This is a genomic window from Streptomyces sp. NPDC040718 (assembly GCF_055593565.1).
On sequence record NZ_JBVIXO010000014.1, the window covers coordinates 118,193 to 142,559 of the forward strand.

Annotated in this window: 24 protein-coding genes; 12 read left to right on the plus strand and 12 right to left on the minus strand. The window is 74.4% G+C overall.

The genetic code is table 11. The features are described 5' to 3' along the window. The first annotated feature begins 184 nt into the window (after positions 1–184). Positions 185–649 carry a type II toxin-antitoxin system PemK/MazF family toxin gene (locus ACZ597_RS28650; RefSeq protein ID WP_471335851.1) on the plus strand — a complete coding sequence of 155 codons (465 nt, stop codon included), beginning with the start codon at positions 185–187 and terminating at the stop codon, positions 647–649. 4 nt (positions 650–653) lie between these two features. Here ACZ597_RS28650 and ACZ597_RS28655 read toward each other — a convergent pair whose 3' ends face one another. Then, positions 654–1,499 carry a helix-turn-helix transcriptional regulator gene (locus ACZ597_RS28655; protein WP_471335855.1) on the minus strand — a complete coding sequence of 282 codons (846 nt, stop codon included), beginning with the start codon at positions 1,497–1,499 and terminating at the stop codon, positions 654–656. Here ACZ597_RS28655 and ACZ597_RS28660 point away from each other — a divergent pair. Further along, entirely contained in the window at positions 1,458–2,042 is a 585-nt protein-coding gene (locus ACZ597_RS28660; RefSeq protein WP_471335858.1) for an NADPH-dependent F420 reductase, read from the plus strand. The genes ACZ597_RS28655 and ACZ597_RS28660 overlap by 42 nt on opposite strands. Positions 2,043–2,066: 24 nt before the next feature. Here the strand turns inward: ACZ597_RS28660 and ACZ597_RS28665 are convergent, their stop codons facing one another. Continuing rightward, positions 2,067–2,882: a TIGR02452 family protein gene (locus ACZ597_RS28665; RefSeq protein WP_471335862.1), complete on the minus strand. Its 816-nt coding sequence runs from the start codon at positions 2,880–2,882 to the stop codon at positions 2,067–2,069. A gap of 108 nt (positions 2,883–2,990) precedes the next feature. On the opposite strand from ACZ597_RS28665, the gene egtA reads away from it, so the two are divergent. Genes egtA through egtD form a run of 4 tightly spaced genes read left to right on the plus strand, consistent with a single transcriptional unit; the run spans position 2,991 to position 7,409 of the window. After that, positions 2,991–4,370: an ergothioneine biosynthesis glutamate--cysteine ligase EgtA gene (gene egtA / locus ACZ597_RS28670; protein ID WP_471335865.1), complete on the plus strand. Its 1,380-nt coding sequence runs from the start codon at positions 2,991–2,993 to the stop codon at positions 4,368–4,370. Then, positions 4,367–5,689 (plus strand): ergothioneine biosynthesis protein EgtB, encoded by a 1,323-nt coding sequence (egtB, locus tag ACZ597_RS28675; protein WP_471335870.1) that lies wholly within the window; start codon positions 4,367–4,369, stop codon positions 5,687–5,689. The genes egtA and egtB overlap by 4 nt, the downstream gene beginning before the upstream one ends. After that, complete coding sequence (gene egtC, locus ACZ597_RS28680) at positions 5,689–6,447, plus strand: ergothioneine biosynthesis protein EgtC (protein WP_471335875.1); 759 nt, start codon at positions 5,689–5,691, stop codon at positions 6,445–6,447. The genes egtB and egtC overlap by 1 nt, the downstream gene beginning before the upstream one ends. Next, positions 6,444–7,409: an L-histidine N(alpha)-methyltransferase gene (egtD, locus tag ACZ597_RS28685; RefSeq protein ID WP_471335878.1), complete on the plus strand. Its 966-nt coding sequence runs from the start codon at positions 6,444–6,446 to the stop codon at positions 7,407–7,409. Before egtC ends, egtD begins: the two co-directional genes overlap by 4 nt. Here the strand turns inward: egtD and ACZ597_RS28690 are convergent. The 3 genes from ACZ597_RS28690 to ACZ597_RS28700 form a co-directional block, all read right to left on the minus strand. Next, the gene (locus tag ACZ597_RS28690) at positions 7,301–8,263 is read right to left on the minus strand and encodes a lysophospholipid acyltransferase family protein (protein WP_471335881.1); all 963 of its coding nucleotides are present in this window, start codon (positions 8,261–8,263) and stop codon (positions 7,301–7,303) included. The genes egtD and ACZ597_RS28690 overlap by 109 nt on opposite strands. Beyond that, positions 8,260–9,084, minus strand: coding sequence for a GNAT family N-acetyltransferase (locus ACZ597_RS28695; protein ID WP_471335884.1), 825 nt, complete (start codon positions 9,082–9,084; stop codon positions 8,260–8,262). The genes ACZ597_RS28690 and ACZ597_RS28695 overlap by 4 nt, the downstream gene beginning before the upstream one ends. 164 nt (positions 9,085–9,248) lie before the next feature. After that, complete coding sequence (locus tag ACZ597_RS28700; protein ID WP_471335887.1) at positions 9,249–10,511, minus strand: extracellular solute-binding protein; 1,263 nt, start codon at positions 10,509–10,511, stop codon at positions 9,249–9,251. Between the two features lie 165 nt (positions 10,512–10,676). On the opposite strand from ACZ597_RS28700, the gene ACZ597_RS28705 reads away from it, so the two are divergent. After that, the gene (locus ACZ597_RS28705) at positions 10,677–10,892 is read left to right on the plus strand and encodes a dodecin (protein ID WP_471336017.1); all 216 of its coding nucleotides are present in this window, start codon (positions 10,677–10,679) and stop codon (positions 10,890–10,892) included. Between the two features lie 148 nt (positions 10,893–11,040). On the opposite strand, the gene ACZ597_RS28710 is transcribed toward ACZ597_RS28705, so the two are convergent. After that, entirely contained in the window at positions 11,041–11,535 is a 495-nt protein-coding gene (locus tag ACZ597_RS28710; protein WP_471335890.1) for a phosphatase domain-containing protein, read from the minus strand. 89 nt (positions 11,536–11,624) lie between these two features. Here ACZ597_RS28710 and ACZ597_RS28715 point away from each other — a divergent pair, with 89 nt between their 5' ends. Then, complete coding sequence (locus tag ACZ597_RS28715; protein ID WP_471335893.1) at positions 11,625–12,635, plus strand: MsnO8 family LLM class oxidoreductase; 1,011 nt, start codon at positions 11,625–11,627, stop codon at positions 12,633–12,635. Between the two features lie 10 nt (positions 12,636–12,645). Then, a complete protein-coding gene (locus ACZ597_RS28720; protein ID WP_471335896.1) occupies positions 12,646–15,054 on the plus strand; it encodes an excinuclease ABC subunit UvrA in 2,409 nt (802 codons plus the stop codon). A gap of 4 nt (positions 15,055–15,058) precedes the next feature. On the opposite strand, the gene ACZ597_RS28725 is transcribed toward ACZ597_RS28720, so the two are convergent. The 4 genes from ACZ597_RS28725 to ACZ597_RS28740 form a co-directional block, all read right to left on the minus strand. Then, the gene (locus tag ACZ597_RS28725; RefSeq protein WP_471335899.1) at positions 15,059–15,721 is read right to left on the minus strand and encodes a hypothetical protein; all 663 of its coding nucleotides are present in this window, start codon (positions 15,719–15,721) and stop codon (positions 15,059–15,061) included. A gap of 167 nt (positions 15,722–15,888) precedes the next feature. Then, positions 15,889–16,629, minus strand: a complete 741-nt coding sequence (locus tag ACZ597_RS28730; RefSeq protein ID WP_471335902.1) for a succinate dehydrogenase/fumarate reductase iron-sulfur subunit — start codon at positions 16,627–16,629, stop codon at positions 15,889–15,891. Next, complete coding sequence (locus tag ACZ597_RS28735; RefSeq protein WP_471335905.1) at positions 16,626–18,578, minus strand: fumarate reductase/succinate dehydrogenase flavoprotein subunit; 1,953 nt, start codon at positions 18,576–18,578, stop codon at positions 16,626–16,628. The genes ACZ597_RS28730 and ACZ597_RS28735 overlap by 4 nt, the downstream gene beginning before the upstream one ends. A 2-nt stretch (positions 18,579–18,580) precedes the next feature. Continuing rightward, positions 18,581–19,285: a succinate dehydrogenase gene (locus tag ACZ597_RS28740; RefSeq protein ID WP_471335907.1), complete on the minus strand. Its 705-nt coding sequence runs from the start codon at positions 19,283–19,285 to the stop codon at positions 18,581–18,583. 95 nt (positions 19,286–19,380) lie between these two features. On the opposite strand from ACZ597_RS28740, the gene ACZ597_RS28745 reads away from it, so the two are divergent. Then, on the plus strand, positions 19,381–20,262 hold the full coding sequence (locus ACZ597_RS28745; protein ID WP_405977476.1) for a LysR family transcriptional regulator: 882 nt from the start codon (positions 19,381–19,383) through the stop codon (positions 20,260–20,262). Positions 20,263–20,319: 57 nt separating this feature from the next. Further along, positions 20,320–20,910 (plus strand): SMI1/KNR4 family protein, encoded by a 591-nt coding sequence (locus ACZ597_RS28750; protein ID WP_471335910.1) that lies wholly within the window; start codon positions 20,320–20,322, stop codon positions 20,908–20,910. Between the two features lie 15 nt (positions 20,911–20,925). Here the strand turns inward: ACZ597_RS28750 and ACZ597_RS28755 are convergent, their stop codons facing one another. Next, positions 20,926–22,455 carry a class I adenylate-forming enzyme family protein gene (locus ACZ597_RS28755; protein ID WP_471335913.1) on the minus strand — a complete coding sequence of 510 codons (1,530 nt, stop codon included), beginning with the start codon at positions 22,453–22,455 and terminating at the stop codon, positions 20,926–20,928. Positions 22,456–22,502: 47 nt separating this feature from the next. Next, positions 22,503–23,162 carry a TetR/AcrR family transcriptional regulator gene (locus tag ACZ597_RS28760; RefSeq protein WP_471335916.1) on the minus strand — a complete coding sequence of 220 codons (660 nt, stop codon included), beginning with the start codon at positions 23,160–23,162 and terminating at the stop codon, positions 22,503–22,505. Between the two features lie 118 nt (positions 23,163–23,280). On the opposite strand from ACZ597_RS28760, the gene ACZ597_RS28765 reads away from it, so the two are divergent. Then, complete coding sequence (locus ACZ597_RS28765; protein WP_471335919.1) at positions 23,281–24,360, plus strand: FAD-dependent monooxygenase; 1,080 nt, start codon at positions 23,281–23,283, stop codon at positions 24,358–24,360. Positions 24,361–24,367: the final 7 nt, after the last annotated feature.

Sequence of the window (24,367 nt, forward strand, 5' to 3'; positions counted from 1 at the left end):
CGTGAACAGGTCTCGACAGGTGAGACGTCCCACGTCAGCGGGGAGTTCCCGGGCCGTGTCCCGGGAACTCCGGGGGAGTTGGCGGCCGCTCGACCGCCCGCACCCGCACCCACGTCAACAGGAGCGGGACGGCGCGTGCCGCGTGCCGCACACGGACGCGGCGCGGGCCGCTAACCTCGCCCGCATGACGGCACTTTCGCACCACGGCAGCAGCCACGTCGAGCAGCCCGGCAGGGACGGCCTCACCGCCACGACCGAGGCCGATCCGCGCGCCATCGGCCCGGTCCGCACCGAGTACGCCCCGGACCCGGACGGGGATCCCGACCCGGGCGAGATCGTGTGGACCTGGGTCCCCTTCGAGGAGAACGACGGGCGGGGCAAGGACCGCCCGGTGCTGGTGGTGGCGCGCGAGGCGGGCGGGGCGACGCTGCTCGCCGTCCAGCTCTCCAGCAAGCGGCACGACCGCGACCGGGAGTGGGTGCCTATCGGCGCGGGCCCCTGGGACGGCGCGGGGCGGGAGTCCTGGGTGGACGTGGACCGGGTGCTGCGGGTCCACGAGTCGGGCATGCGCCGCGAGGCCTGCGCGCTGGACCTGCCCCGGTTCCGCCTGGTGGCGGACCGCCTGCGCGAGCGCTACGGCTGGCAGTAGCCCCTCAGCGCGTCGCCGCCAGCATCCGGTGCGCCACCGCCCGGAGGTGGGCGAGGACCGCCGGGTCGGCGTCGAGCGCGTAGTCCGCGTCCAGGCCCGCGAGGGTGGCGGCGACGCGGGGCAGGAAGTCGTCGGAGGCGTCGACGCGGCAGGTGGCGGCGGTGACGGGGCGGACGCGGGCGCCCAGGCGGCTCAGGCGCCCGGCCGGGCACTCGACGGTCGCGACGGCCCGGTACCGGGTCGGGGCCGCCGTCAGGCGCTGCGCGGTGAAGGCGGCCGGGTCGCCGCCGGGGACCTCGCGCGCCGGGACGCGCCGGCCGGTGGCGGCGGGGTCGGTGATGCGGTCGAGGCGGAAGAGGCGCCAGTCCTCCTTGCCGGTGTCGTGGGCGAGGAGGTACCAGAGGCCGCCGGAGGCGACCAGGTGGCAGGGCTCGACCCGGCGGTGCGCGGCCGCGCCCTCGCGGGCGGTGTAGGTGAAGGTGAGCACCTCGTGGTCGCGGCAGGCGACGGCGAGCGTGCTCAGCAGGGCGGGGTCGAACCGGGGCCCGCGGTCCTCCCAGGTGATGCCGGCGAGGGTGGACTGGAGGGCGCCGACCCGGCCGCGCAGGCGGCGCGGCAGGACCTGTTCCAGTTTGGCCAGCGCCCGCAGGGCGGTCTCCTCCATGCCGGTGAGGCTGCCCGCGGCGGTGCGCAGGGCGACGGTGACCGCGACGGCCTCCTCGTCGTCCAGGAGCAGCGGCGGCAGGTCGGTGCCGGCTCCCAGGCGGTAGCCGCCGGCGTGGCCACCATGGCCCGCACCGAGCCCGACATGATGGGCAACGCCCCCTACCCGGAGTTCCTCGCCGAGCACCCCGGCGTCACCCTGCTGGCCTTCGGCGGGGCCGCGGCCGCAGCCGACGAGCTGGTCGTCAACGGCATCGACGGGCCCAACGCCGTCGCCGCGCTCACCGCGATCGCGGACGAGCTGGCGGGCAAGGTCCTGGCCGACTACGCCGTGCCGTTCGTGTACCGGCACGATAGCGAGCACCCCTGGCCCACCCCGTGGGGCGTGATGCCGAAGTTCGACCCGTGCGACACCGACAGCCTCGGCGAGCAGATCCAGCGCGCCCTGCCCCGCACCCGGGTCGTCAAGTCCTTCGTCACCCAGGAGCAGGAGACCGTGGCCCGCCCGGGCGGCGTCAACGGCGGGGACCACACGATGTTCGTCGCCGGCGCCGACGCCGGCGCGAAGCGGCTGGTCACCGAGCTGCTGGAGGCCTACGGCTGGAGCGACGTCCTCGACCTCGGCCCGCTCGTGTCCGCCCGCGGCATGGAGATGTACGCCCACCTGCACAGCGCGATCGGCTTCGCCCTGGGCTTCGGCGCCCCCTTCGGGATCAAGGTCGTACGCTGACCCGCGCACCCGGCGCCGCGCCGCTCAGCAGCCGTCGAAGGCCGCGGCGAAGGCCTCTCGGGTACGGGGGTCGCGGTCCAGGACGCCGAACACGACCTGCTCGAAGGTCCCCGCGAAGCGGCCGGTCAGGGCCGCCCGGAAGGCCTCCGCCACCTGGGCCGGGTCGTTCCGGAACACCCCGCACCCCCACGCGCCCAGCACCAGCCGCCGGTACCCGTGCAGTGCGGCCACCTCAAGGACCAGCCCGGCGCGCCGGGCCAGGGCGGCCGGGATCTCGTGGACGCGCTCGGGCTCCTGGCGTCGGATGGTGCCGGCGTTCGGGGCCGGAGAGGTGAGGAAGCCGGCGCGGAACGGGGTGTCCAGCAGTTCGCCCCGGTCGTCGCGGAAGACCGGCACCCCGGGGGAGTGAATCACCCGGTCGGTGTAGAAGGTGCTCTTTCCCGCGCGGTGGACCTCGTAGTACTCCGGGGCCTCCAGCAGGGTCTCGTACAGGGCCGAGGCGCGGCACAGGGCCTCCTCCTGGGCCTTGGCCCCGCGGACGTACCCGCCCCCGGGATTGCGGGCCGAGGCGAAGTTCAGAACCGCCGTGCCGCCCTCCCCCGCGAGGCGGCGCGCCGCGACCGTGCTGCTCTCCCCCGTGACCTCAAGGACCGTCGCCGGGCCTCCCCCGAGGGACTCTCCGTCCGGTATGACTCGGTTTGGCCCATATATTCTTGTTCCGGCCTTGGCTTCCGCCAGGTCGGCGGCGAGGGAGACCCGCCGCCCCGTCCGCGTCCGGTACTCCCCGGACGCCGCGATCAGTGCGTTCTCCCGCGCGATCTCGCGCAATCTGCTGCTCACGCCGGAATCCTCGGCCCTGGGGCCCGGGACGGCAAAGGAATTGACGCTCCGATGAGGGGTAGGGCACGGGTGACATCACGGCCGACGACAGGAGACGAGGTTCCGGTCATGCCCGAGAACTCGCCCGCTCCATTCGCCCTGAACGCCGAACAGAACCCCCTGACCGAGACGGCCGCCGAGGACCTCGTCCACGGCATCTGCTTCAAGACCGGACCGCCCCGCCTCCTCGGCGCCGAGCTCGAATGGCTCGTCCTGGACGCCGAGCGGCCCTGGCTGCCCCTGCCCCCCGAGAGGCTGACCGCCGCCCACGCGGCCGCCCGCGCACTGCGCCTGCGCTCCCGGCTCACCGTCGAGCCCGGCGGCCAGCTGGAGCTCAGCTCGGCCCCCGCCGACTCCCTCACCGCCTGTCTGGACGGCCTGCGGGCCGACCTCACCGCCGTCCGCGGCGCCCTGCACGACCAGGGCCTCGTCCTGCGGGGCCTCGGCCAGGACCCCCGGGCGCCGCTCGACCGGCTGCTGGCCAGCCCGCGCTACGACGCGATGGAGGCCTACTTCGACCGCACCGGCCCCGCCGGGCGCGCCATGATGCGCTCCTCCGCCTCCGTACAGGTCTGCGTGGACGCCGGCCACGAGGAGCCCGGCCCGCTCGGCCACGGCCGGCGCTGGCACCTCGCCCACCTGCTGGGCGCCGTGCTGGTGGCCGCCTTCGCCAACTCCCCCGGCCGCGACGGCCCCTACCGGGGCTGGCGGTGCGCCCGGCAGGGGATCTGGAGCGACATCGACCCGCGGCGCGCGCTCGCCCCGCCGCTGGCGGCCGAGCCCCGGGCCGGCTGGGCCCGGCACGCGCTGGACACCGAGGTGATGTGCGTACGCTCGCCCGGCGACGGCCCCTGGACGGTGCCGAGCGGGCTGACCTTCCGCGACTGGCTGCGCGCGGGCGCGCGTACGGGCGCCGGGCGGCGGCCCACCGCCGAGGACCTGGAGTACCACCTCACCACCCTCTTCCCGCCCGTCCGGCCGCGCGGCCACCTGGAGCTGCGGATGATCGACGCGCAGCCGGGCGAGGACGGCTGGCTGGTCCCGGTCGCGCTCGTGCACGCGCTCTTCGACGACCCCGGGGCCGCCGAGACGGCCTACCGGGCGGTGAAGGCGCTGGCCGACGCGTACGGGCCCCGGAGCGCGCCGTGCAACCCCCTGTGGCGGACCGCCGCCCGGTCGGGGCTCGCCGATCCGGAGCTGCGCGCGGCGGCCGCCCTGTGCTTCCGGGCGGCGGGCGAGGCACTGCCCCGGCTCGGGGCGGGCCGGGAGGTCCAGGACGCGGTCGGGGCCTTCGCCGAGCGCTACGTCCGGCGCGGGCGCTGCCCGGCCGACGACGCCGAATCGGAATCCGGAGCCGGAGCCGTCGAGGCCCAGGTCACCACCACCGCCGGAGCCGGCACGGGGAAACACCGGCGCCGGCCGGCCGCCGCGAAGGGACCGCGCCCGTGACCGCCGAGACCCGCCCCGGGATCCACCCCGAGCTGCTGCGCGAGCGCGCCGCGGCCGCCCTGACCACCGCCCGGGCCCGTACCGCCGCGCTGATCGACGCGGTGAGCGACCGGGACCTGACGGCGCAGCACTCCCCCCTGATGTCCCCGCTGGTCTGGGACCTGGCGCACATCGGGAACCAGGAGGAGCTGTGGCTGCTGGGCCGGGTGGCCGGCCGGGAGTCCATGCACCCGGAGATCAACTCCTTGTACGACGCCTTCGAGCATCCCCGCTCCGAACGGCCGAAGCTGCCGCTGCTGGGCCCGGAGGCCGCCCGCCGGTACGCGGCCGAGGTGCGCGGCCGCGTCTTCGCCCTGCTGGAGCACACTCCGCTGGAGGGCACGGCGCTGCTCGACGAGGGCTTCGTGTTCGGGATGATCGCCCAGCACGAACAGCAGCACGACGAGACGATGCTGATCACCCACCAGCTGCGGTCCGGCGCCCCGGTGCTGGCCGCCCCGGACCCGGATCCGCCGCAGGGTCCGCCGCCGACCGAGGCCGAAGTCCTCGTCCCGGGCGGCCCGTTCACCATGGGCACCTCCACCGAGCCCTGGGCGCTGGACAACGAACGGCCCGCGCACGTGCGGGAGGTGGGGTCCTTCTGGATCGACACGGTCCCGGTGACCAATGCCGCCTACCAGGCCTTCATCGCGGACGGCGGCTACCGCGAGCCCCGCTGGTGGGCCCCCGAGGGCTGGGAGCAGATCCGGGCGCACGGCATCGGGGCCCCGCTGTTCTGGCACCGCGAGGCCGGCCAGTGGCTGCGCCGCCGCTTCGGTGCGACCGAGCCCGTCCCCGCTGAAGAACCGGTTCTGCATGTGAGCTGGTACGAGGCCGACGCGTACGCCCGCTGGGCGGGCCGCCGGCTCCCCACCGAGGCGGAGTGGGAGAAGGCGGCCCGCCACGACCCGGCCTCCGGCCGCTCCCGCCGCTACCCCTGGGGCGACACCGACCCGACGCCCGCGCACGCCAACCTGGGCCAGCGGCACCTGCGCCCCTCCCGGGCGGGCGGCTACCCGGCCGGGGCCTCCCCGCTCGGGGTGCGCCAGCTGATCGGCGACGTGTGGGAGTGGACGGCCTCGGACTTCCTGCCCTACCCGGGCTTCCGCGCCTTCCCCTACCGGGAGTACTCGGAGGTGTTCTTCGGCCCGGCGCACAAGGTGCTGCGCGGCGGCTCCTTCGCCGTGGACCCGGTCGCCTGCCGGGGCACCTTCCGCAACTGGGACCTGCCCGTGCGGCGGCAGATCTTCTCCGGCTTCCGCACCGCGAGGGACGTCTGATGTGCCGCCACCTGGCCTACCTCGGCCCGCCGGTGGCCCTGGAGCGGCTGCTGAGCGAGCCCGAGCACTCCCTGGTCCGCCAGTCCTGGCAGCCGCGCCGCCAGCGGTTCGGCACCGTCAACGCGGACGGCTTCGGCATCGGCTGGTACGCCGAGGGCGATCCGGTCCCGGCCCGCTACCGGCGCGCCGGGCCCGTCTGGGGGGACCTGACCTTCGCGGACCTCACCCGCGTGGTGCGCAGCGGGGCGTTCCTGGCCGCCGTACGCGACGCCACGCTGCCGGGGGCGGACGGGGAGGCCGCGGCGGCGCCCTTCGCCTCGGGGCCGTGGCTGTTCAGCCACAACGGGGCCGTGCGGGACTGGCCCGACGCGGCGGCCCCGCTCGCGGCCGCCCTGCCGCCGCGGGAGCTGCTCCAGCTGGCGGCGCGCACGGATTCGGCGCTGGTCTGGGCACTGGTGCTGCACCGGCTGCGGGAGGGCGACGACATGGGCACCGCCCTCGCCGAACCGGTTCGTGAGCTGTCGTCGGCGGCTCCGGGCTCCCGGCTGAACCTGCTGCTGACCGACGGCGCCACGATCGCGGCGACCGCCTGGGGCGACTCCCTCTGGTACCTGGCCGAGCCGGCGGCGGGGCGCGTGGTCGTGGCGTCCGAACCGCACGACGACGACGCCCGCTGGTGCGAGGTGCCCGACCGGACCCTGCTGACCGCCACCCGCACGCGGGTCGCCCTGACCCCCCTCAAGGAGACCTCCCCGTGAGCGATTTCCAGTTGACCCGGACCCTGGACGAGCACGCCGCCGACAAGGCGCTGCGCGCCGACGTCCTGAACGGACTGACCCGCTTCCCCAAGGAGCTGCCGCCGAAGTGGTTCTACGACGCCCGCGGCAGTGAACTCTTCGAGGAGATCACCCGGCTGCCGGAGTACTACCCGACCCGTGCCGAGCGGGAGATCCTGCTGGAGCGGGCCGGGGAGATCGCGGCGGTGAGCGGGGCGCGCACCCTGGTGGAGCTGGGCTCCGGCTCCTCGGCGAAGACCCGGCACCTGATCGAGGCGATGCCCGCGCTGCGGACGTACGTACCGGTGGACGTGAGCGAGAGCGCCCTGGCCGGCGCCGGCGAGCTGCTGCTCGCGCTGCATCCGGGCCTGCGGGTGCACGCGCTGCTGGCCGACTTCACGAAGCCGCTGGACCTGCCGGACTCCGAGGGGCCCCGGCTGGTGGTGTTCCTGGGCGGCACGATCGGCAATCTGCTGCCGCCGGAGCGGGCGGTGTTCCTGGCGTCCGTACGGGCGATGCTGTCGCCCGGGGACGCGCTGCTGCTGGGCACCGACCTGGTGAAGGACGAGGCCGTGCTGGTGGCGGCGTACGACGACGCGCGGGGGGTGACGGCGGAGTTCAACAAGAACGTGCTGGCGGTGATCGACCGCGAGCTCGGCGCGGACTTCCACACCGCCGACTTCGACCACGTGGCGGTGTGGAACCGGGAGCACGAGTGGATCGAGATGCGGCTGCGGGCCCGGCAGGCGGTGACGGTCAAGGTCCGGGCGCTGGACCTGCTGGTGCCGTTCGAGGCGGGCGAGGACATCCTGACGGAGGTCTCCGCGAAGTTCCGTCAGGACGGGGTGCGCAAGGAACTGGCGGAAGCCGGCCTTGAGCTGACGCACTGGTGGACGGACTCGGCGGGCCGCTTCGCGCTGTCCCTGTCGGTGGCCGGGGGCTGATCCGGCTCCCCGCCGGGCCGCTGCTGCGCGGGTACGCCCGCCAGCGGCGGCAGCTCCCGCCCGGGGGCGCCGAGTACGGCCTGCCGGGCGGCTGCCGCCAGTTCGCGTCGCCCGGCGTGGCGGCCCGGCGGGATGCGCGGCAGCAACCGCACCTCGGCCCGTACCCCGCGCGCCCGGGCGATCCGCCACAGGGAGGCGGTCAGCGGGTCCTCCCCGACGAAGGCGGGCGCCCCGGCGAGGTCCCCGTCCGCCAGCCGGTACGCGATGCGTACGGGCTGTACGGGTACCCGCGCGTCCAGGGCCGACTGGAACGCGGCCCGCCGGAAGGGACCCTGGGCGCGCCCGCACCAGGTGGAGCCCTCGGGGAAGACGGTGACCCGGTCGCCGGCCCGCATCGCGCCGGCGAGGGTGGCGACCGTGCGGGGCAGGGCCCGGATCCGGTCGCGTTCGATGAACAGGGTGCCCGCCCGGGCGGCGAGCGGGCCGAGCACCGGCCAGCGGCCGATCTCGCTCTTGGCCAGCATCCGGCTGGGCAGGACCGCGGCGACGAGCGGGACGTCCAGCCAGGAGATGTGGTTGGCGACGACCAGGCGGCCCCCGTCCGGGCCCGCGGTGCCGTGCACGGTGATCCGTATCCCCATCGACCGTACGAGCGCGGCGGACCAGGCCCGTACCAGGGCGCGCCGGGGCCCGGCGGGGAGCAGCCGGACCGGCGGGGCGGCCGGGACGGCGAGCAGGACGAGGGCGAGGGCGGTGGCGAGGCGGAGCACCGCGCGGGCCGCGCTGGCGCTCTTCCCCGGGTGGCCGGCGCAGGCCTCGGGGGTGCAGGGGGAGGTGGGCAGCCAGCTGCTCATGCGCCCGGGGCGAGCGAGAGGAAGTGGTTCAGGTAGCGCGGGTTGGTCCGGCGCAGCGAGAGCAGTACGTACAGGTCGGCGCAGCCGAACTCGGCGTCGAGGGCGGGCTCCCCGCAGACCCAGGCGCCCAGGCGGATGTAGCCGCGCAGCAGGGGCGGCAGCTCCATGCGGCCGGGGACGGTGATCCCCTCCGGGCTCCAGGGCAGGTGCGGGGTGACGCGGTACTCCTGCGGGGCGAGGTTGCGGGCGAGGACGGCCTCACGGGTGGCGGCGGCCAGCACCCCGCCGTCGGCGAGCGGTATCGAGCAGCACCCGGCGAGCCAGTTGTGGCCGGTGCGCTCCATGTAGCGGGCCAGGCCGGCCCAGATCAGGGCGATGACGGCGCCGTTGCGGTGGTCGGGGTGGACGCAGGAGCGGCCGACCTCGACCAGGTCGGGGCGGATCGGGGCGAGGGCGGAGAGGTCGAACTCACCCTCGGAGTAGAGGCGTCCGGCGACGGCGGCGCGCTCGGGCGGCAGCAGCCGGTAGGTGCCGACGACCTGCCCGGTCTCCTCGTCGAGGACGAGGAGGTGGTCGCAGTAGGCGTCGAAGGCATCGGCGTCCAGGCCGGGCTCGGGGCCGTCGAGGCGGGCTCCGAGCTCTCCGGCGAAGACCTGGTGGCGCAGCCGCTGGGCGGCGCGGACCTCGTTCTCGTCGCGGGCGAGGCGGACGGTGTAGCGGGGGGCGGTGGGCACGGCGGGGGCCGTGGGGGCGGGGGCCGTGGGGGCGGCGGCCGTGGCTTGGTGTGCGAGGGGGGACGGGGACAGGGGGGCGATGGTCATGGCTGCTCCTGGTCCGGGCACGGGGAGCCGGGTCCGCAGGTGGCCGGCCCGGCTCCTCTACTTGTTCCGTGACCGGCTGGATTCGACATGACCGGTCGGCGGCTCCCGGATGTGCGGAGGCTGAACTCGCCGGTTGCCGCCCGGGCGGGTGCCTGGCGCGGGGGTCAGCGGTCCGAGTTGAGGACCCGGCTCATGGTGTCGGAGGCCGTCTTCGCCGCCTGGCGGGGTTCCTGGCCGCCGAGCACGGCCGTCATGTACGGCTTGATCGGGTTGTTGGCCTCGACCTCGGCCCAGCGCGCGGACTTCGGGGTGGCGCGGCCCTGGGCGGCGCCGGGGGCCATGGCGGCGGCGCCGTCGTTGCCCTCGACCACGCGGGCGAGGGTGGTCTTGTTGGGGACGTAGCTCATGGTGCGGGCGAGTTCGGTCTGCCACTTCTCGCTGACCAGGGCGGTGATCACGTCAACGGCGCGGGCCCGGTCGCGGGTCTTCTCCGGGATGATCAGGTCGGATCCGCCGGTGAAGACGGAGCCCGCCTTGTCGGAGGTCTTGCCGGGGATGGGGAAGAAGCCGAGCTTGCCCTTGAGGGCCGGGTTGGCGGCCTCGATCTGGGCGACCTGGCCGGGGGTGGCGATGATCTGGGCGACCTGCCCGCGGGCGAATACCTCGGACTGCGGGGGCGTCTCCTCGTCGCCGCCCTTGGGTCCGTTGCCGAGGGCCTGGAGCTGCTTGTAGAAGTCCATTCCGGCGAGGGCCTTCTCGTCGTCGAGGGCGCCGACCCACTGGCCGCCGGTCTCGACGGCGAGGTCGCCGCCCTCGTCCCAGACGAAGCCGGCGAGGACGTACCAGTTCTGGCCGGGCAGGTAGATGCCCTGCTGGTCGCCCTTGTCGAGCTTCTGGGTGGCGGCGATCCACTCCTGGCGGTTCCTGGGCGGGGTCTTGATCCCGGCGGCCGCGAACAGGTCCTTGTTGTAGATCACCACCCGGTTGGCGGCGTACCACGGGACTCCGTACTGGGCCCCGTTGACGCTTCCCGGGTCGGAGAGGCCCTTCAGCCAGTCCTTGCTGCCCCATTCGCGCAGGCCTTCGAGGGTGACCTCGGAGACGCCGCCGGTCTCGACGTACTGGGCGACCTGGGTGTTGCCGACCTCGATGACGTCGGCGCCGTCCTCGGCCTTGCCGCCGAGGACGGCGTTGACCTTGTCGCCGATGCCCTTCCACTCCTGGATCCGCACTTCCAGGTCGATGCCGGGGTGCTGCTTCTCGAAGTCGGCGGTGAACCTCGCGATGAAGTCCTCGGAGGCGCTGCCCTTCATCAGCCACAGGGTCACCTGGTCGGAGCCTCCGTCGGATCCCGCCGACTGGCCGCAGCCGGTGAGGGCGGTCGCGGCCGCAAGGGCCGTGCACACGGCGAGGAAGCGCATCTTCACGAGGGGTCACCTTCTGGGGATGGATCTCAGATGGCTTGAAATTGGCATAGACCAATGGGCGGGTCAACCCCCTTTCACCCGGGATTGTTCACGCATAGCTCGCGGACCAGGGCGTACTGGGGCACCGTGGAACAAGGCAACAGCGACGACTGGCGGGAGACCCCCATGTCCAACCACACCTACCGGGTGACCGAGATCGTCGGCACCTCCCCCGAGGGCATCGATCAGGCCATCCGGAACGGGATCGCGCGTGCGGGGCAGACCCTGCACAACCTGGACTGGTTCGAGGTCACACAGGTGCGCGGACACATCGAGAACGGCGAGGTCGCGCACTACCAGGTCGGGCTGAAGGTGGGCTTCCGCCTCGACGGCGAGGCCTGAGGGCTGAGGGCTGAGCGCTGAGGGCCGATCGGGCCGTACGGGCGGGGCGGGCATCACGGGCGGCGGGCGGCCCGGACGCCGGCGCCCGCACCGCCCGGGCATCACGGGCGCCGGGCGGGGCGGGGCGGGGCGGGCAACGGCTGGACCGTCAGGTGCGGCCCTCGCCCTCCTGCGCCTGCTTGAGCTCCGGCGCGTCCGCGGCCCAGTCCGCCAGCAGCACCCGGAAGCCCGCCGCACGGGCGGCGTCGCAGACGAGCTCGTCGTCGTCGACCAGCACCCGCACCTCGCGCCCCCGGGCGATGCGCCGCAGCACCTCCAGCTTCGTCACCCGGGCCGGGCGCCGGTCCTGGTTGCCGCGCATCCACACCCGGCCCTCCGGCAGCCCGTGCCGGGCCAGCCAGTCGGCGGTGTCGGCCCGGCAGCGCTCGGGCCGGCCGGTCAGGTACGCCACCTCGCAGTCGGCCGCGCTCTCCACCGCCAGCGCCACGCCCCGGGCGAGCGGCGGATCAGCGGGCGCCGCACCGAAGAACCCCGCCCAGTCGCGGGGCCGGCCCTCCAGGAAGTGCTGGCGGTGACTGGTGTCCGCGAGGGTGTTGTCGATGTCGAAGACGGCCAGCGGACGGCGGGACGGGGTCTCTGTCATGCCCGCAGCCTAGGCGGCCGGTACGACAACCCGACGACACCACAGCCGGGTCGGGGAATGACGGCGACCGCCGCGCGTTGAGTACGGGTGTGATCCGAAAAGTCTCCATACTCGACCGGTCCCGAACCCGCGAGGGGCACACCGCCCCGGAAGCCCTGCGCGACACCGTGGAGCTGGCCCGCGCGGCGGACGAGCTGGGCTACCACCGCTTCTGGGTGTCGGAGCACCACAGCGTGCCCGGCGTCGCCGGCTCCGCGCCCACCGTGCTGGCCGCCGCCGTCGCCGCCGCCACCCGGCGGATCCGGGCCGGGACCGGCGGGGTGATGCTGCCCAACCACCAACCCCTCGTCGTCGCGGAGCAGTTCGGGGTCCTGGAGGCCCTGTTCCCCGGCCGGATCGACATGGGCCTCGGCCGCTCCGTCGGCTTCACCGGCGGCATCCGCCGCGCCCTGGGCCGGGACACCGCCGACGCCGACCGCTTCGAGGAGCAGCTGGCCGAGCTGCTGGGCTGGATCGACGGCACCCAGCGCGCCCACCCCGAAGTACACGCACTCCCCGCCGAGGGGATGCGGATCCCGCCCTTCGTCCTGGCCACCGGCGAGGGCGCGGGGATCGCGGCCCGGGCCGGGCTCCCGGTGGTGGTCGGCGACCTGCGGGGCCGCGCCAAGGTGGCGGAGGCGGTGCGCCGTTACCGCGAGGAGTTCCGGCCGTCGCCGTGGGCGGCGGAGCCGTACGTGGTGGTCTCCGGGACGGTGGCGGTCGCCGCGACCGAGGAGGCCGCCCGGCGGATCCTGCTCCCGGAGGCCTGGGCCCTCGCCCGGTCCCGGACCCGGGGCAGCTTCCCGCCCCTGCGCCCGGCGGAGGAGGTCGCGGCGCTGGAGATGACCCCCAAGGAGCGGGAGCTCTACGAGGGCGGCCTCGCCGGGCACATCGCCGGCACGGAGGCGCAGGTGACCGCCGCCCTGGCCCAGGTCGCGGAGGCCACCGGGGCGGACGAGCTGCTGGTCACCACCTCCACGTACGACCGCACGGCCCTGCTGGACTCCTTCACCCGGCTGGCCCGGATCACCGGGCTGAGCCGGACCACCCCCGGCCTCTAAACTGGGGCGGATGCACCACTCCCCCGACACCCGATCCGAGCCCGGCCGGCCGGACGCCCCCGATCCCTGCGTACGGGTACGCGGTGCCCGGGAGCACAACCTGCGCGGGGTGGACGTGGACATCCCGCGCGACACCCTGACCGTCTTCACCGGGGTCTCCGGCTCCGGGAAGAGCTCCCTGGCCTTCGGCACCCTCTACGCCGAGGCGCAGCGCCGGTACTTCGAGTCCGTGGCCCCCTACGCCCGGCGGCTGATCCACCAGATCGGCGCCCCGAAGGTGGACTCGGTGACCGGGCTGCCGCCCGCCGTCTCCCTGGAGCAGCGGCGTTCCGCCCCGGGTTCGCGGTCCTCGGTGGGGACGGTGACCCTGCTCTCCAATTCCCTGCGGATGCTGTACTCGCGGGCCGGCACCTACCCGCCCGGCGCCGAGCGGCTCGACTCGGACGCCTTCTCCCCCAACACGGCCGCGGGCGCCTGCCCTTCCTGCCACGGGCTGGGCCGGATCCACCGCACCAGCGAGGAACTCCTCGTCCCCGACCCGGACCTGTCGATCCGCCAGGGGGCCGTCGCCGCCTGGCCGGGCGCCTGGCAGGGCAAGAACCTGCGCGACATCCTCGACGTGCTCGGCCACGACGTGGACCGGCCGTGGCGGGAGCTGCCGGCGGAGGACCGCGAGTGGATCCTGTTCACCGACGAGCAGCCGGTGGTCACCGTGCACCCGGTTCGGGAGGCGGACCGGATCCAACGGCCCTACCAGGGCACGTACATGAGCGCCCACCGCTATGTGATGCGGACCTTCTCCGACACCAAGAGCGCCACGCTGCGGGCACGCGCGGAGAAGTTCCTCACCGACGCCCCCTGCCCGGTGTGCGAGGGGCGCCGGCTGCGGCCGGAGGCCCTGGCCGTGACGTTCGCGGGCCGCACGATCGCGGAGCTGGCGGCGCTGGCGCTGGACGACCTGGACGGCGTACTGGCCGCCGCGCCCCTGGAGGACGAGGCGGCGCGGGTCCTGGCCGGGGACCTGCGGGCGCGGATCGCGCCGGTGGCGGAGCTCGGGCTCGGCTACCTGAGCCTGGACCGGACCGCGCCGAGCCTGTCGGCGGGCGAGCTCCAGCGGCTGCGGCTGGCCACCCAGCTGCGGTCGGGGCTGTTCGGGGTGGTGTACGTACTGGACGAGCCGTCGGCGGGGCTGCACCCGGCGGACACCGAGGCGCTGCTCGGCGTACTGGAACGGCTCAAGCGGGCGGGGAACACCGTCTTCGTCGTGGAGCACCACCTGGACGTGGTGCGCCGCGCCGACTGGGTGGTGGACGTGGGGCCGCTGGCCGGGGAGCACGGCGGCCGGGTGCTGTACAGCGGGCCCCCGGCGGAACTGGCGGCCGTCGCGGAGTCGGCGACGGCACGCCACCTGTTCCCGGCGGCAGCGCCCGGCGGGGGACGGGCGCCGCGCGCGGCCACCGGCACGATCCGGCTGACGGGCGTGGACCGGCACAACCTGCGCGGCGTGGACGTGGAGTTCCCGCTCGGTGTGTTCACGGCCGTGACGGGGGTGTCCGGTTCGGGGAAGTCCACGCTGGTGGGGCAGGTGCTGGCGGGCGAAGTCGCCGGGCGGCTCGGCGGGGCGGACTTCCCGGTGCGGCGGCTGGTGGAGGTGGACCAGAAGCCGATCGGGCGGACGCCGCGCTCCAACCTGGCCACCTACACGGGCCTGTTCGACATCGTCCGCAAGCTCTTCACGGCGGCGCCGGAGGCACGGGCGCGCGGCTGGAAGGCGGGCCGGTTCTCCTTCAACGTGCCGGGCGGGCGCTGCGAGACCTGCCAGGGCGAGGGCTTCGTCTCGGTGGAGCTGCTGTTCCTGCCCAGTACGTACGCCCCGTGCCCGGGTTGCGCGGGGGCCCGGTACAACGCCGAGACGCTGGAGGTGCGTTACGCGGGGCTGAACATCGCGGAGGTGCTGGGCCTGACCGTGGAGGCGGCGGCCGGCTTCTTCGCGGAGGTGCCGGCGGCGGCGCGCAGCCTTGGGGCGCTGACGGACATCGGCCTGGGCTACCTGCGGCTGGGGCAGCCCGCGACGGAGCTGTCGGGCGGGGAGGCGCAGCGCATCAAGCTGGCGACGGAGCTCCAGCGGCTGCGCCGCGACCACACCCTGTACCTGCTGGACGAGCCGACGACGGGGCTGCATCCGGCCGATGTGCGGGTGCTGTTGCGGCAGTTGCACGGGCTGGTGGACGCGGGGCACTCGGTGGTGGTCGTGGAGCACGACATGGAGGTGGTGGCGGGCGCGGACTGGGTCGTCGACCTGGGTCCGGGCGGCGGGACGGAGGGCGGGCGGATCACGGCCGCGGGCCCGCCCCCGGTGGTGGCCGCCTCGCCGGATTCCCGTACGGCCCCGTACCTGGCGCGGGCACTGGGGCTCTGACGGCTCAGGCGTCTCCGGGCAGCAGTTCCTGCGGGAGTTCGCGGAAGGCCCACTCGCCGCGCGTGCGGGTGAGGGTCCAGACGAGGTCGTAGCGGTCGGGCCAGGCGGCGGGGACGCCGATGACCTGGTGGGCGCCGAGGGCGCGGACCAGGCGGGGGATCCCGGCGGCCTCCCAGCACACGAGTACGGGCGTCCGGGCCTCCGACACCGCCCGGGCCAGGCCGGTTTCGGCTCCGAGCGCGAACCGCGCACGTACGGGGATCCGCAGGGCGGCGGCCAGGGGCGCCAGGGTCTGCCTGGACCGGGCGGGGGCGGACGCCGGTCCGCCGGTCGCGAACAGCGCGGCGGGCCGGGGCAGCCGGGCACTGTGGGCCGGGCCGAAGAGCCGGGGAAGCTCTTCCGCGCGGCGGCGGCCCCGGCCGGCGAGGGAGCCGGGGTCCTCGTTGCCCTCGTCGTCCTCGCCGGTGGCTCCGGGGAAGGGCTTCTCCGCGTGCCGGATCACCATGACGAGGGCGTCCTTGGCGGCGGGCTGGCCGGGGGCGGGGCCGGGCGGCCTCTTGCGGGTCGCGGTGTCCTCGGCCGTGCAGCCTGCCGCGGCCAGGCAGGCGAGGGCTGCGGCCAGCGCGGTGCGGCGGCGCGGTCCGGACCCGGCGGGGGCTTGGGGCATGGGGTCCACTGAACCCCACGCGCCGGACCGGGCCGGGGCACGGCGCGGCGTACGGCCCGTACGAGCGCCCGGTCGGCGGATCGGGTCAGCCGATCGGCCCAGGCAGCGGGCCGGGGGCGGCTCGTACGGGGGTGCCGGGGCGGCGCCCGGGCGGGGCGCCGCGGCGGTCAGGACTTGCGCAGGGCGCGGAGCCACTCCCGGTTCATGGCGGCGATCGACGGCAGCGGGATCCCCTTGGGGCAGGCGGTCGCGCATTCGCCGGTCAGGGTGCAGCCGCCGAAGCCCTCCTCGTCCATCTGCGCCACCATGTCCAGCACCCGTGTCTCGCGCTCGGGCGAGCCCTGCGGGAGCACGTTCAGGTGGTTGATCTTGGCGGAGGTGAAGAGCATCGCGGAGCCGTTGGGGCAGGCCGCCACGCAGGCTCCGCAGCCGATGCACTCGGCGTGTTCGAAGGCGGAGTCGGCGGCCGGCTTGGGCACGGCCGTGGCGTGCGCCTCGGGGGCGGAGCCGGTCGGGGCGGTGATGTAGCCGCCGGCCTGGATGATGCGGTCGAAGGCACCGCGGTCCACGACGAGGTCCTTGACCACGGGGAAGGCCGAGGCCCGCCACGGTTCGACGTCGATGGTGTCGCCGTCGGCGAAGGAGCGCATGTGGAGCTGGCAGGTGGTGGTGCGTTCGGGGCCGTGGGCGTCGCCGTTGATGACGAGGCTGCACGCGCCGCAGATGCCCTCGCGGCAGTCGTGGTCGAAGGCGACCGGGTCCTCGCCGCGCAGGATGAGGTCCTCGTTGAGGGTGTCGAGCATCTCCAGGAAGGACATGTCCTTCGATATGCCGTCGACCTGGTAGGAGGCCATGGCGCCGGGGGCATCGGGGTTCTGCTGGCGCCAGACGCGCAGGGTGAGCTTCATGCGTAGCTCCGCTGGGTGGGGTGGACGTACTCGAAGACGAGGTCTTCCTTGTGCAGGACGGGGGCGGCACCGGTGCCCTGGTACTCCCAGGCTGCTGCGTAGCCGAACTCCTCGTCCCGGCGGGCGGCTTCGCCGTCCGGGGTCTGGGACTCCTCGCGGAAGTGGCCGCCGCAGGACTCGGCGCGGTGGAGGGCGTCGAGGCACATCAGCTCGGCGAGTTCGAGGTAGTCGACGATGCGGTTGGCCTTCTCCAGCGACTGGTTGAACTCCTCGCCGCTTCCTGGGACCTTGATCCGCCGCCAGAACTCCTCGCGGATCTCGGGGATGCGGGCGAGTGCCTTGCGCAGCCCTTCCTCGGTGCGGGCCATCCCGCAGTACTCCCACATGAGTTCGCCGATCTCCCGGTGGAAGGAGTCGGGGGTGCGGTCGCCGTCGACGGCCAGCAGCTGGGCGAGGCAGTCGCGGGTCTCGCGGACCGCGGCCGCGGCCTCCGGGTGGCTGTCGTCGACCGGTTCCCGGTGCGGGTGGCGGGCGAGGTAGTCGTTGATGGTGGAGGGGAGCACGAAGTAGCCGTCGCCGAGGCCCTGCATCAGGGCGGAGGCGCCGAGGCGGTTGGCCCCGTGGTCGGAGAAGTTGGCCTCGCCGATCGCGAACAGGCCGGGGACGGTGGTCTGGAGGTCGTAGTCGACCCACAGCCCGCCCATCGTGTAGTGGACGGCCGGGTAGATCCGCATCGGGACCTCGTACGGGTTCTCCGCGGTGATCCGCTCGTACATCTCGAAGAGGTTGCCGTACTTCTCGGCGACCTTGTCGCGGCCCATGCGGCGGATGGCGTCGGCGAAGTCGAGGTAGACGCCCTGTCCGCCGGGGCCGACGCCGCGGCCCTCGTCGCAGACGTTCTTCGCGGCGCGGGAGGCGATGTCGCGGGGGACGAGGTTGCCGAAGGAGGGGTAGATCCGCTCCAGGTAGTAGTCCCTCTCGGCTTCGGGGATCTCGGCGGCGGGGCGGGTGTCGCCCTTGGCCTTGGGGACCCAGATGCGGCCGTCGTTGCGCAGGGACTCGCTCATCAGGGTGAGCTTGGACTGGTGGTCGCCGGTGCGCGGGATGCAGGTGGGATGGATCTGGGTGAAGCAGGGGTTGGCGAAGTGGGCGCCGCGCCGGTGCGCACGCCACACGGCGGTCGCGTTCGAGTTCATGGCGTTGGTGGAGAGGTAGAAGACGTTGCCGTAGCCGCCGCTGGCCAGGACCACGGCGTCGGCGTAGTACGTGTCGACGCTGCCGGTGACCAGGTCGCGGGCGACGATGCCGCGGGCCACCCCGTCGACGGTGATCAGGTCGAGCATCTCGGTGCGGGCGTGCATCTCGATGTTGCCGGCGGCGATCTGCCGGGACAGCGCCTGGTAGGCGCCGAGCAGCAGCTGCTGGCCGGTCTGGCCGCGGGCGTAGAAGGTGCGGGAGACCTGGACGCCGCCGAAGGAGCGGGTGTCGAGGAGGCCGCCGTACTCGCGGGCGAAGGGGACGCCCTGGGCCACGCACTGGTCGATGATCTCCACGGAGATCTGCGCGAGGCGGTGGACGTTGGACTCGCGGGCGCGGAAGTCGCCGCCCTTGACGGTGTCGTAGAAGAGGCGGTGTACGGAGTCCCCGTCGTTGCGGTAGTTCTTGGCGGCGTTGATGCCGCCCTGGGCGGCGATGGAGTGGGCGCGGCGCGGGGAGTCGCTGAAGCAGAACTGGACCACGTGGTAGCCCTGCTCGGCGAGGGTCGCGCCGGCGGCACCGCCCGCCAGGCCGGTGCCGACGACGATGATGGTGTGCTTGCGGCGGTTGGCCGGGTTGACCAGCTTGGCCTCGAAGCGGCGGCGGTCCCAGCGTTCGGCGATCGGGCCCCCGGGGGCCTTGGTGTCGCGGATGGGCTCGCCGGTGGTGTAGGCGGCGTACTCGGTGCTCATGGTCAGCTCACCACTCCGGTCATGACGGCGACGGGGACGGACACGAAGCCCGCGAAGAGGACGAGGGCCAGGGTGTTGGCCAGGGACTTCAGGGTCCGGTCGCGGCGGGCGTTGCCCGCGCCGAGGGTCTGGGCCGCGCTCCAGAAGCCGTGGCGGACGTGGAGGCCGAGGGCGGCCGTGGCCGCGATGTAGATCGTGTTGCCGTACCAGGTGGAGAAGGTCGAGAGGACGTTCTCGTAGGGGTGGCCGGCCCAGGCGCGCTCGTTGACGGTGAGGGTGGTCAGGTCGAGGAGGTGCCAGACGATGAAGAGGCCGAGGATGACGCCGCCCCAGCGCATGGTGCGGGTGGCGTAGCTCGCGCGGCGGCGCTTGCGGGCGTACTTGACGGGGCGGGCCTTGATGTCGCGGCGGCTGAGCTGGTAGGCGCAGACGGCGTGGGCGACGACGGCGGCGACCAGGACCACGCGGACGATCCACAGGGCCCACTCGTGGTGCAGGAAGGGTGCGCCGAGGGTGCGCAGCCAGTGGGCGTATCCGTTGAACTCGTCCGCCCCGAAGAAGATCTTGAGGTTGCCGAGCATGTGCACGACGAGGTAGCCGAGCATGACCAGGCCTGATGCGGCCATCACGGACTTCTTGCCGACGGTGGAGTCCCAGAGCGTGCGCGTGGTGGACGGCCGTCGATCCGTCCGCGTTGCCAGAGCCATGCCATTGACCGTAAGGACCAAGGTCCCGAGAGGTCCAAGACATGGTGGAGCTGATCGCGATAGGCACATCCTATGAAGGGCGCTAGCCTGGGGGCATGCAGTTCCAGCAGCTGGTCTATTTCGTGGCCGTCGCCGAGACCCGGCACTTCACGCGCGCCGCCGAGCGGGAGCACGTGGCCCAGCCGTCGCTGTCCCAGCAGATCAAGGCGCTCGAACGGGAGCTGGGCGCCGAGCTGTTCAGCCGGGCGCGGGGCAACATCGCGCTGACGGACGCGGGCGAGGCGCTGCTGCCGCTGGCGCGGCGGATCCTGGCGGACGCGGACACGGCACGGCTGGAGGTGCAGGAACTGGCGCAGCTGCGGCGCGGCCGGGTGCGGCTGGGAGCGACCCCGAGCGTGTGCACGGGCCTGCTGCCGGCCGTACTGCGCGCCTTCCACACGGCGCACCCGGGCATCGAGCTGCTGATCGAGGAGAGCGGCTCGCTGGACCTCGTACGGGAACTCGCGCGCGGGGTGCTGGACCTGGCCCTGATCGCGCTGCCGCTGCCGCCGTCCGCGCCCGCGCTGACCACGGTGGAGCTGCTGACGGAGGACCTGGTGGTGGTCTCGTCCGCGGACCTCCCGCCCCCGGCGGGCGGCGGGGAGCTGGCCATCGCCGACCTGCGCGAGGAGCCGATGGTGATGTTCCGGCACGGCTACGACCTGCGGGACCTGACGGTGGGGGCGTGCCGGGCCGCCGGCTTCGAGCCGGTGTTCACGGTGGAGGGCGGGGAGATGGACGCGGTACTGGGCTTCGTACGGGCCGGGCTGGGCATCGCGGTGGTCCCGGCCATGGTCGTGGACCACGCCGGCCCGGGCCTGCGCGCCACCCGCCTCGCGGGGTCGCCGCTGCGCCGCACCATCGCCCTGGCCCACCGCACGGACGTGGCGCCCCCGCGCGCGGCCCGCGAGCTGAAGCGCATCCTGGTCGGCGACTAGGCCGTCCCTTCCGGATCTTGCCTGACGCGGGGCCCCGTGCCGTCTCCCGGATCCTGCATGATGACCGGCATGAACACCGAAACGGCCGACCCGGCCGAGCTGGCCGCCCTCCGGGAGATCTTCGCCGCCCGCCCGGAGGCCGCGCCGGCGGCGGGCTGGGAGGCGGTGCGGTCATACGAGTCGGAGCACGGCGTCGTGCTGCCGGAGCCCTACCGCACGTTCGTGGCGGAGATCTGCGACGGACTGCGCGCCGGCCCGCCCCACTACGGTCTGCTGCCGCTCGCCCAGACGCCCCCGGACTGGGGCTCGGACCGCCCCGCACGCCTGCTCGCCGAGCCCTTCCCGCTGACGGCGGCATGGCTGTGGGAGGCGGAGGAGGACGGGGCCGAGCTGTCGGAGGAGGAGTTCGAGGCGCTGACGGACCCCGTGTTCGACCACGGCTCGCTGCTGCTGGGCACCGACGGCTGCGGCATGTACTGGCACCTGATCGTCACCGGCCCGCAGCGCGGCCACGTCTGGCAGATCGCCGGCGAGGGCGCGATGCCCTTCGGCCCGGACTCTCCCGACGCCGTGATGCCGGGCACCCCCGGCTTCACGGGCTGGGCGGCCCACTGGGCCGGGGGCCTCTCCTGGTTCCCGGACGCGTAGGCCGCTTCTTCCGGATCAGGCCGGATCGGCCCGCGGCGTGGCCGGCCCGCGTTTCCCTCCGGCCGCGGCGCGCTGCCTCAGGCGCTGCTTGTCGGGCTTGCCGCGACCGGTCAGCGGGACCTCCCGTTCCCAGAACACGGCGGTCGGCCGGTGGGCCGGGGCCAGCTCCCGCTCCACCAGGTCACAGGCTCCGGCGGCCGCCGCGCCGCTCGGCTCACAGCCGGGGGCCGGCACCAGGAAGGCGCACACCTCCTCGCCGGTGAGCGGGCTGGGCCGGCCGACGACCACCGCCTGCGCCACGGCGGGGTGCCGCGCCAGTGCCGCCTCGACCGGCAGGCAGTAGACGTTGACACCGTTGACGATCACGATGTCCTTGACGCGGTCGTCGAGGTAGAGGTACCCGCCCTCGCCGATGTGCCCGATGTCCCCGGTGCGCAGCCATCCCCCGCGCAGCACTTCGGCCGTCAGTTCCGGCTGGTTCCAGTAGCCGGACATGACCGCCTCCGAACGGACCCATACCTCGCCCTCGCGTCCGGCGGGCAGTACGGCGCCGCGGTCGTCCCGTACCTGGAGCTCCACCCCGGCCGCGGGCCGGCCCGCCGATGCCAGCAGCTCGGGGCGGCCGGCCACCGCCGCGTCGTGGTCGGCGGGGGTGAGCCGGCAGATCACCGCCGCCTCGTTCATCCCGTAGCCCTGCCGCCACCGCACGCCCCACCGGGTCACGGCATCGCGCAGACGTGCGGGAAGGACGGGAGAGGCCCCGTACGAGACCGCTTCCAGCCCCGGGATCCCCGCCGCGGTCGCCGGGTCGTCCAGGAGCCGGTAGAGCATCGGGGGCGTCAGGTACGTGGACACCCGCCCCAGGCGCCGGCAGGCGGCGGCGAACTCCCGCGGCTCGAAGGGGTCGAGGATCTCCACTCTGCCGCCGGCCCGCAGCTGCTCCAGGCACCGGCCGCCGGCACGCTGGGCCAGGGTGGTGACCGAGAGGTACACGGACTCCGTCCAGCGGGCGCCGCGCCCGCTGTCCCGCGCCGCCAAGGCCCCGAAGGTCGAGGCCACGCCCTTGGGCCGCCCCGTGGTCCCGCCGGTGTACATCACGCGGGCGATGTCTTCCTCCCGCGCCCGCACGGGCACCTCGGCGGCCTCGCGGGCGGCCGCCGCCGCGAGCAGTTCGTCCAGGCCGAGCCGGGGTGCTCCGGTCTCCGGCACCGGAACGTCGTGCACGACCAGGCCCGGACGGCAGTCCCGCAGGATGAAGTCCACGCCGTGGACCGCCGGACCGGCCACGACCTGGGTCAGCCGCGCGCCCAGCACGTGCGCCGCGAGCCGCACCAGCAGCACTTCCGGCCGGTTGGTGCCCGTCACACAGGCCAGGCCCGTGCCCCGGCCGACGCCGGTGTCGTCCAGGGCCCCGGCCAGCCGGTACACGGCGTCCCGGACCTCACGGAACCGCAGGGCCTCGGCTCCTGCCCCGGCCCCGATCGCCGGCCGTTCCCCGTGGCGCTCCAACGCCCCGACCAGCTCGGTGACATACCTGGCGACCATGCGCCCACCCTCCTCCGCGCCCCGCTTCCCCGTCCCGTCCGCCGATGTCAGGAGGGTATGAGCGGTCCGAGGGTCCGGTCGAGGCCGTCGGCCAGCATCGCGAAGGCGCGGTCGGCCTCCGCGACGGCGGCCGGATAGGCCTCGTCGGCGCTCTGGCCGGCGGAGATCCGGCGCCAGTTCTCCCTGCCCAGCTCGTGGCGGACGGTCACCAGGTGCAGCGCCGCCAGCCGCGCGGTGAACGGGGGGACCGACTCCGCCTCCAGGGCCCCCGCGAGCACCTCCACCTCACCGGCCGTGTAGTGCGCGATCCGCGCCTGCAGGCCGGCGGTCGAGTACAGCAGCCCCTGGAAGGCGAGCACGTTCGGGTGGTCGCAGAGGCCGGTGATCGGGTCCCGCTCGGCGAGGGCCGCCAGGAAGTGCTCGTGGACCGCCCGCACCGGGGTCAGGCCCGCCGGACGCTCGCGCACGATCCGGGCCGCCTCGTCCTGGTGGTCGGCGAACCGGTCCAGCACGAGGTCCTCCTTGCTCGGGAAGTACCGGAACAGGGTGGGCTTGGAGACCTCGGCCGCGGCGGCGACGTCGGCCACCGACACGGCGTCGAAGCCGCGCTCGAGGAACAGTTCGAGCGCGGTGGCGGCCAGCTGCTGCCGCGTACGCATCTTCTTGCTCTCGCGCAGTCCCGTGCGCGGCTCCGTGGTGTTCTCCATGCCTCCACCGTAGCACAGAACAATGACCAAGTTAATTTCGTGACCGGGTTGCATTTTTCCCCGAGTCGCGCTTTCCTGGAGCCACCGAGCGATTCGGCCCCGACGAGAGGACACACCGATGAGCACTCCGAGGAGCGACGTACTGATCGTGGGCTCCGGCCCCACCGGACTCACGCTGGCCTGCGACCTCGCCCGCCGCGGCATCCCGGTCCGCGTGCTCGACCAGCGGCCCGGTCCGCACCGCGAATCCCGGGGCAAGGGCCTCAACCCGGACAGCCTGGAGGTCTTCGCGGGTCTCGGCCTCGCCGAGCGCTTCGCCGCCGTGGGCATCGCCGGACTGGTGCTGCGCAAGTACTTCGACGGCGCGCACATCAACGACACGCCCTCCGGGGGCGGCCTCTTCATGGGCCAGTGGCAGATCGAGGAGATCCTCCGCGACCACCTCGCCGCCCTCGGCGTCCGGGTGGAGCACGGCACCCGGGTCACCGGAATCGCCCAGGACCCGGAGGGGGTCACCGCGCGGCTGGCGGACGGCGGCGCGGTCCGCGCCGGATACCTCGCCGGCTGCGACGGCGGCCACAGCACGACCCGCAAGCTCCTCGGCATCCCCTTCGAGGGGGCCACGGACGAGTCCCAGGTGATGGTGCTCGGGGACGTCGCGGCGCCGGCCCTCAGCCGCGACCGGTGGCACCAGTGGTTCACCTCGGACGGCGGGGCCGTGATGCTCTGTCCGATACCGGGGACGCCGGTGTTCCAGCTCCAGGCCTCGCCGGAGCTGGACGCCGACGGCGAGCCGGTGCCGCCCTCGCTGGAGGGCTTCCAGCGCCTCTTCGACCGGCACGCCCGGATGGCGGGGATACGGCTGACCGAGGCGACCTGGCTCTCCACCTGGCGGGTCAACGTCCGCATGGCCTCCCGGATGCGCGACGGCCGGGTCTTCCTCGCCGGAGACGCGGCGCATGTCCACTCGGTGGCCGGCGGGCTCGGGATGAACACCGGGATCCAGGACGCGATGTCCCTCGGCCGGACACTGGCCGAGGCCCTCACCGGAGGGGCCGGGGCGCAGGTGCTCGACGTGTACGAGGCCGAGCGGCTGCCGGAGGCCGCGCGGGTGCTGGCCGACACCTCCGAGCGGCACCGGCGGGTCATGGCCGCGGTGCGCGAGCCCGGCCGGGGAACAGAGGCCGGCCTGGGCTGACCCGCCC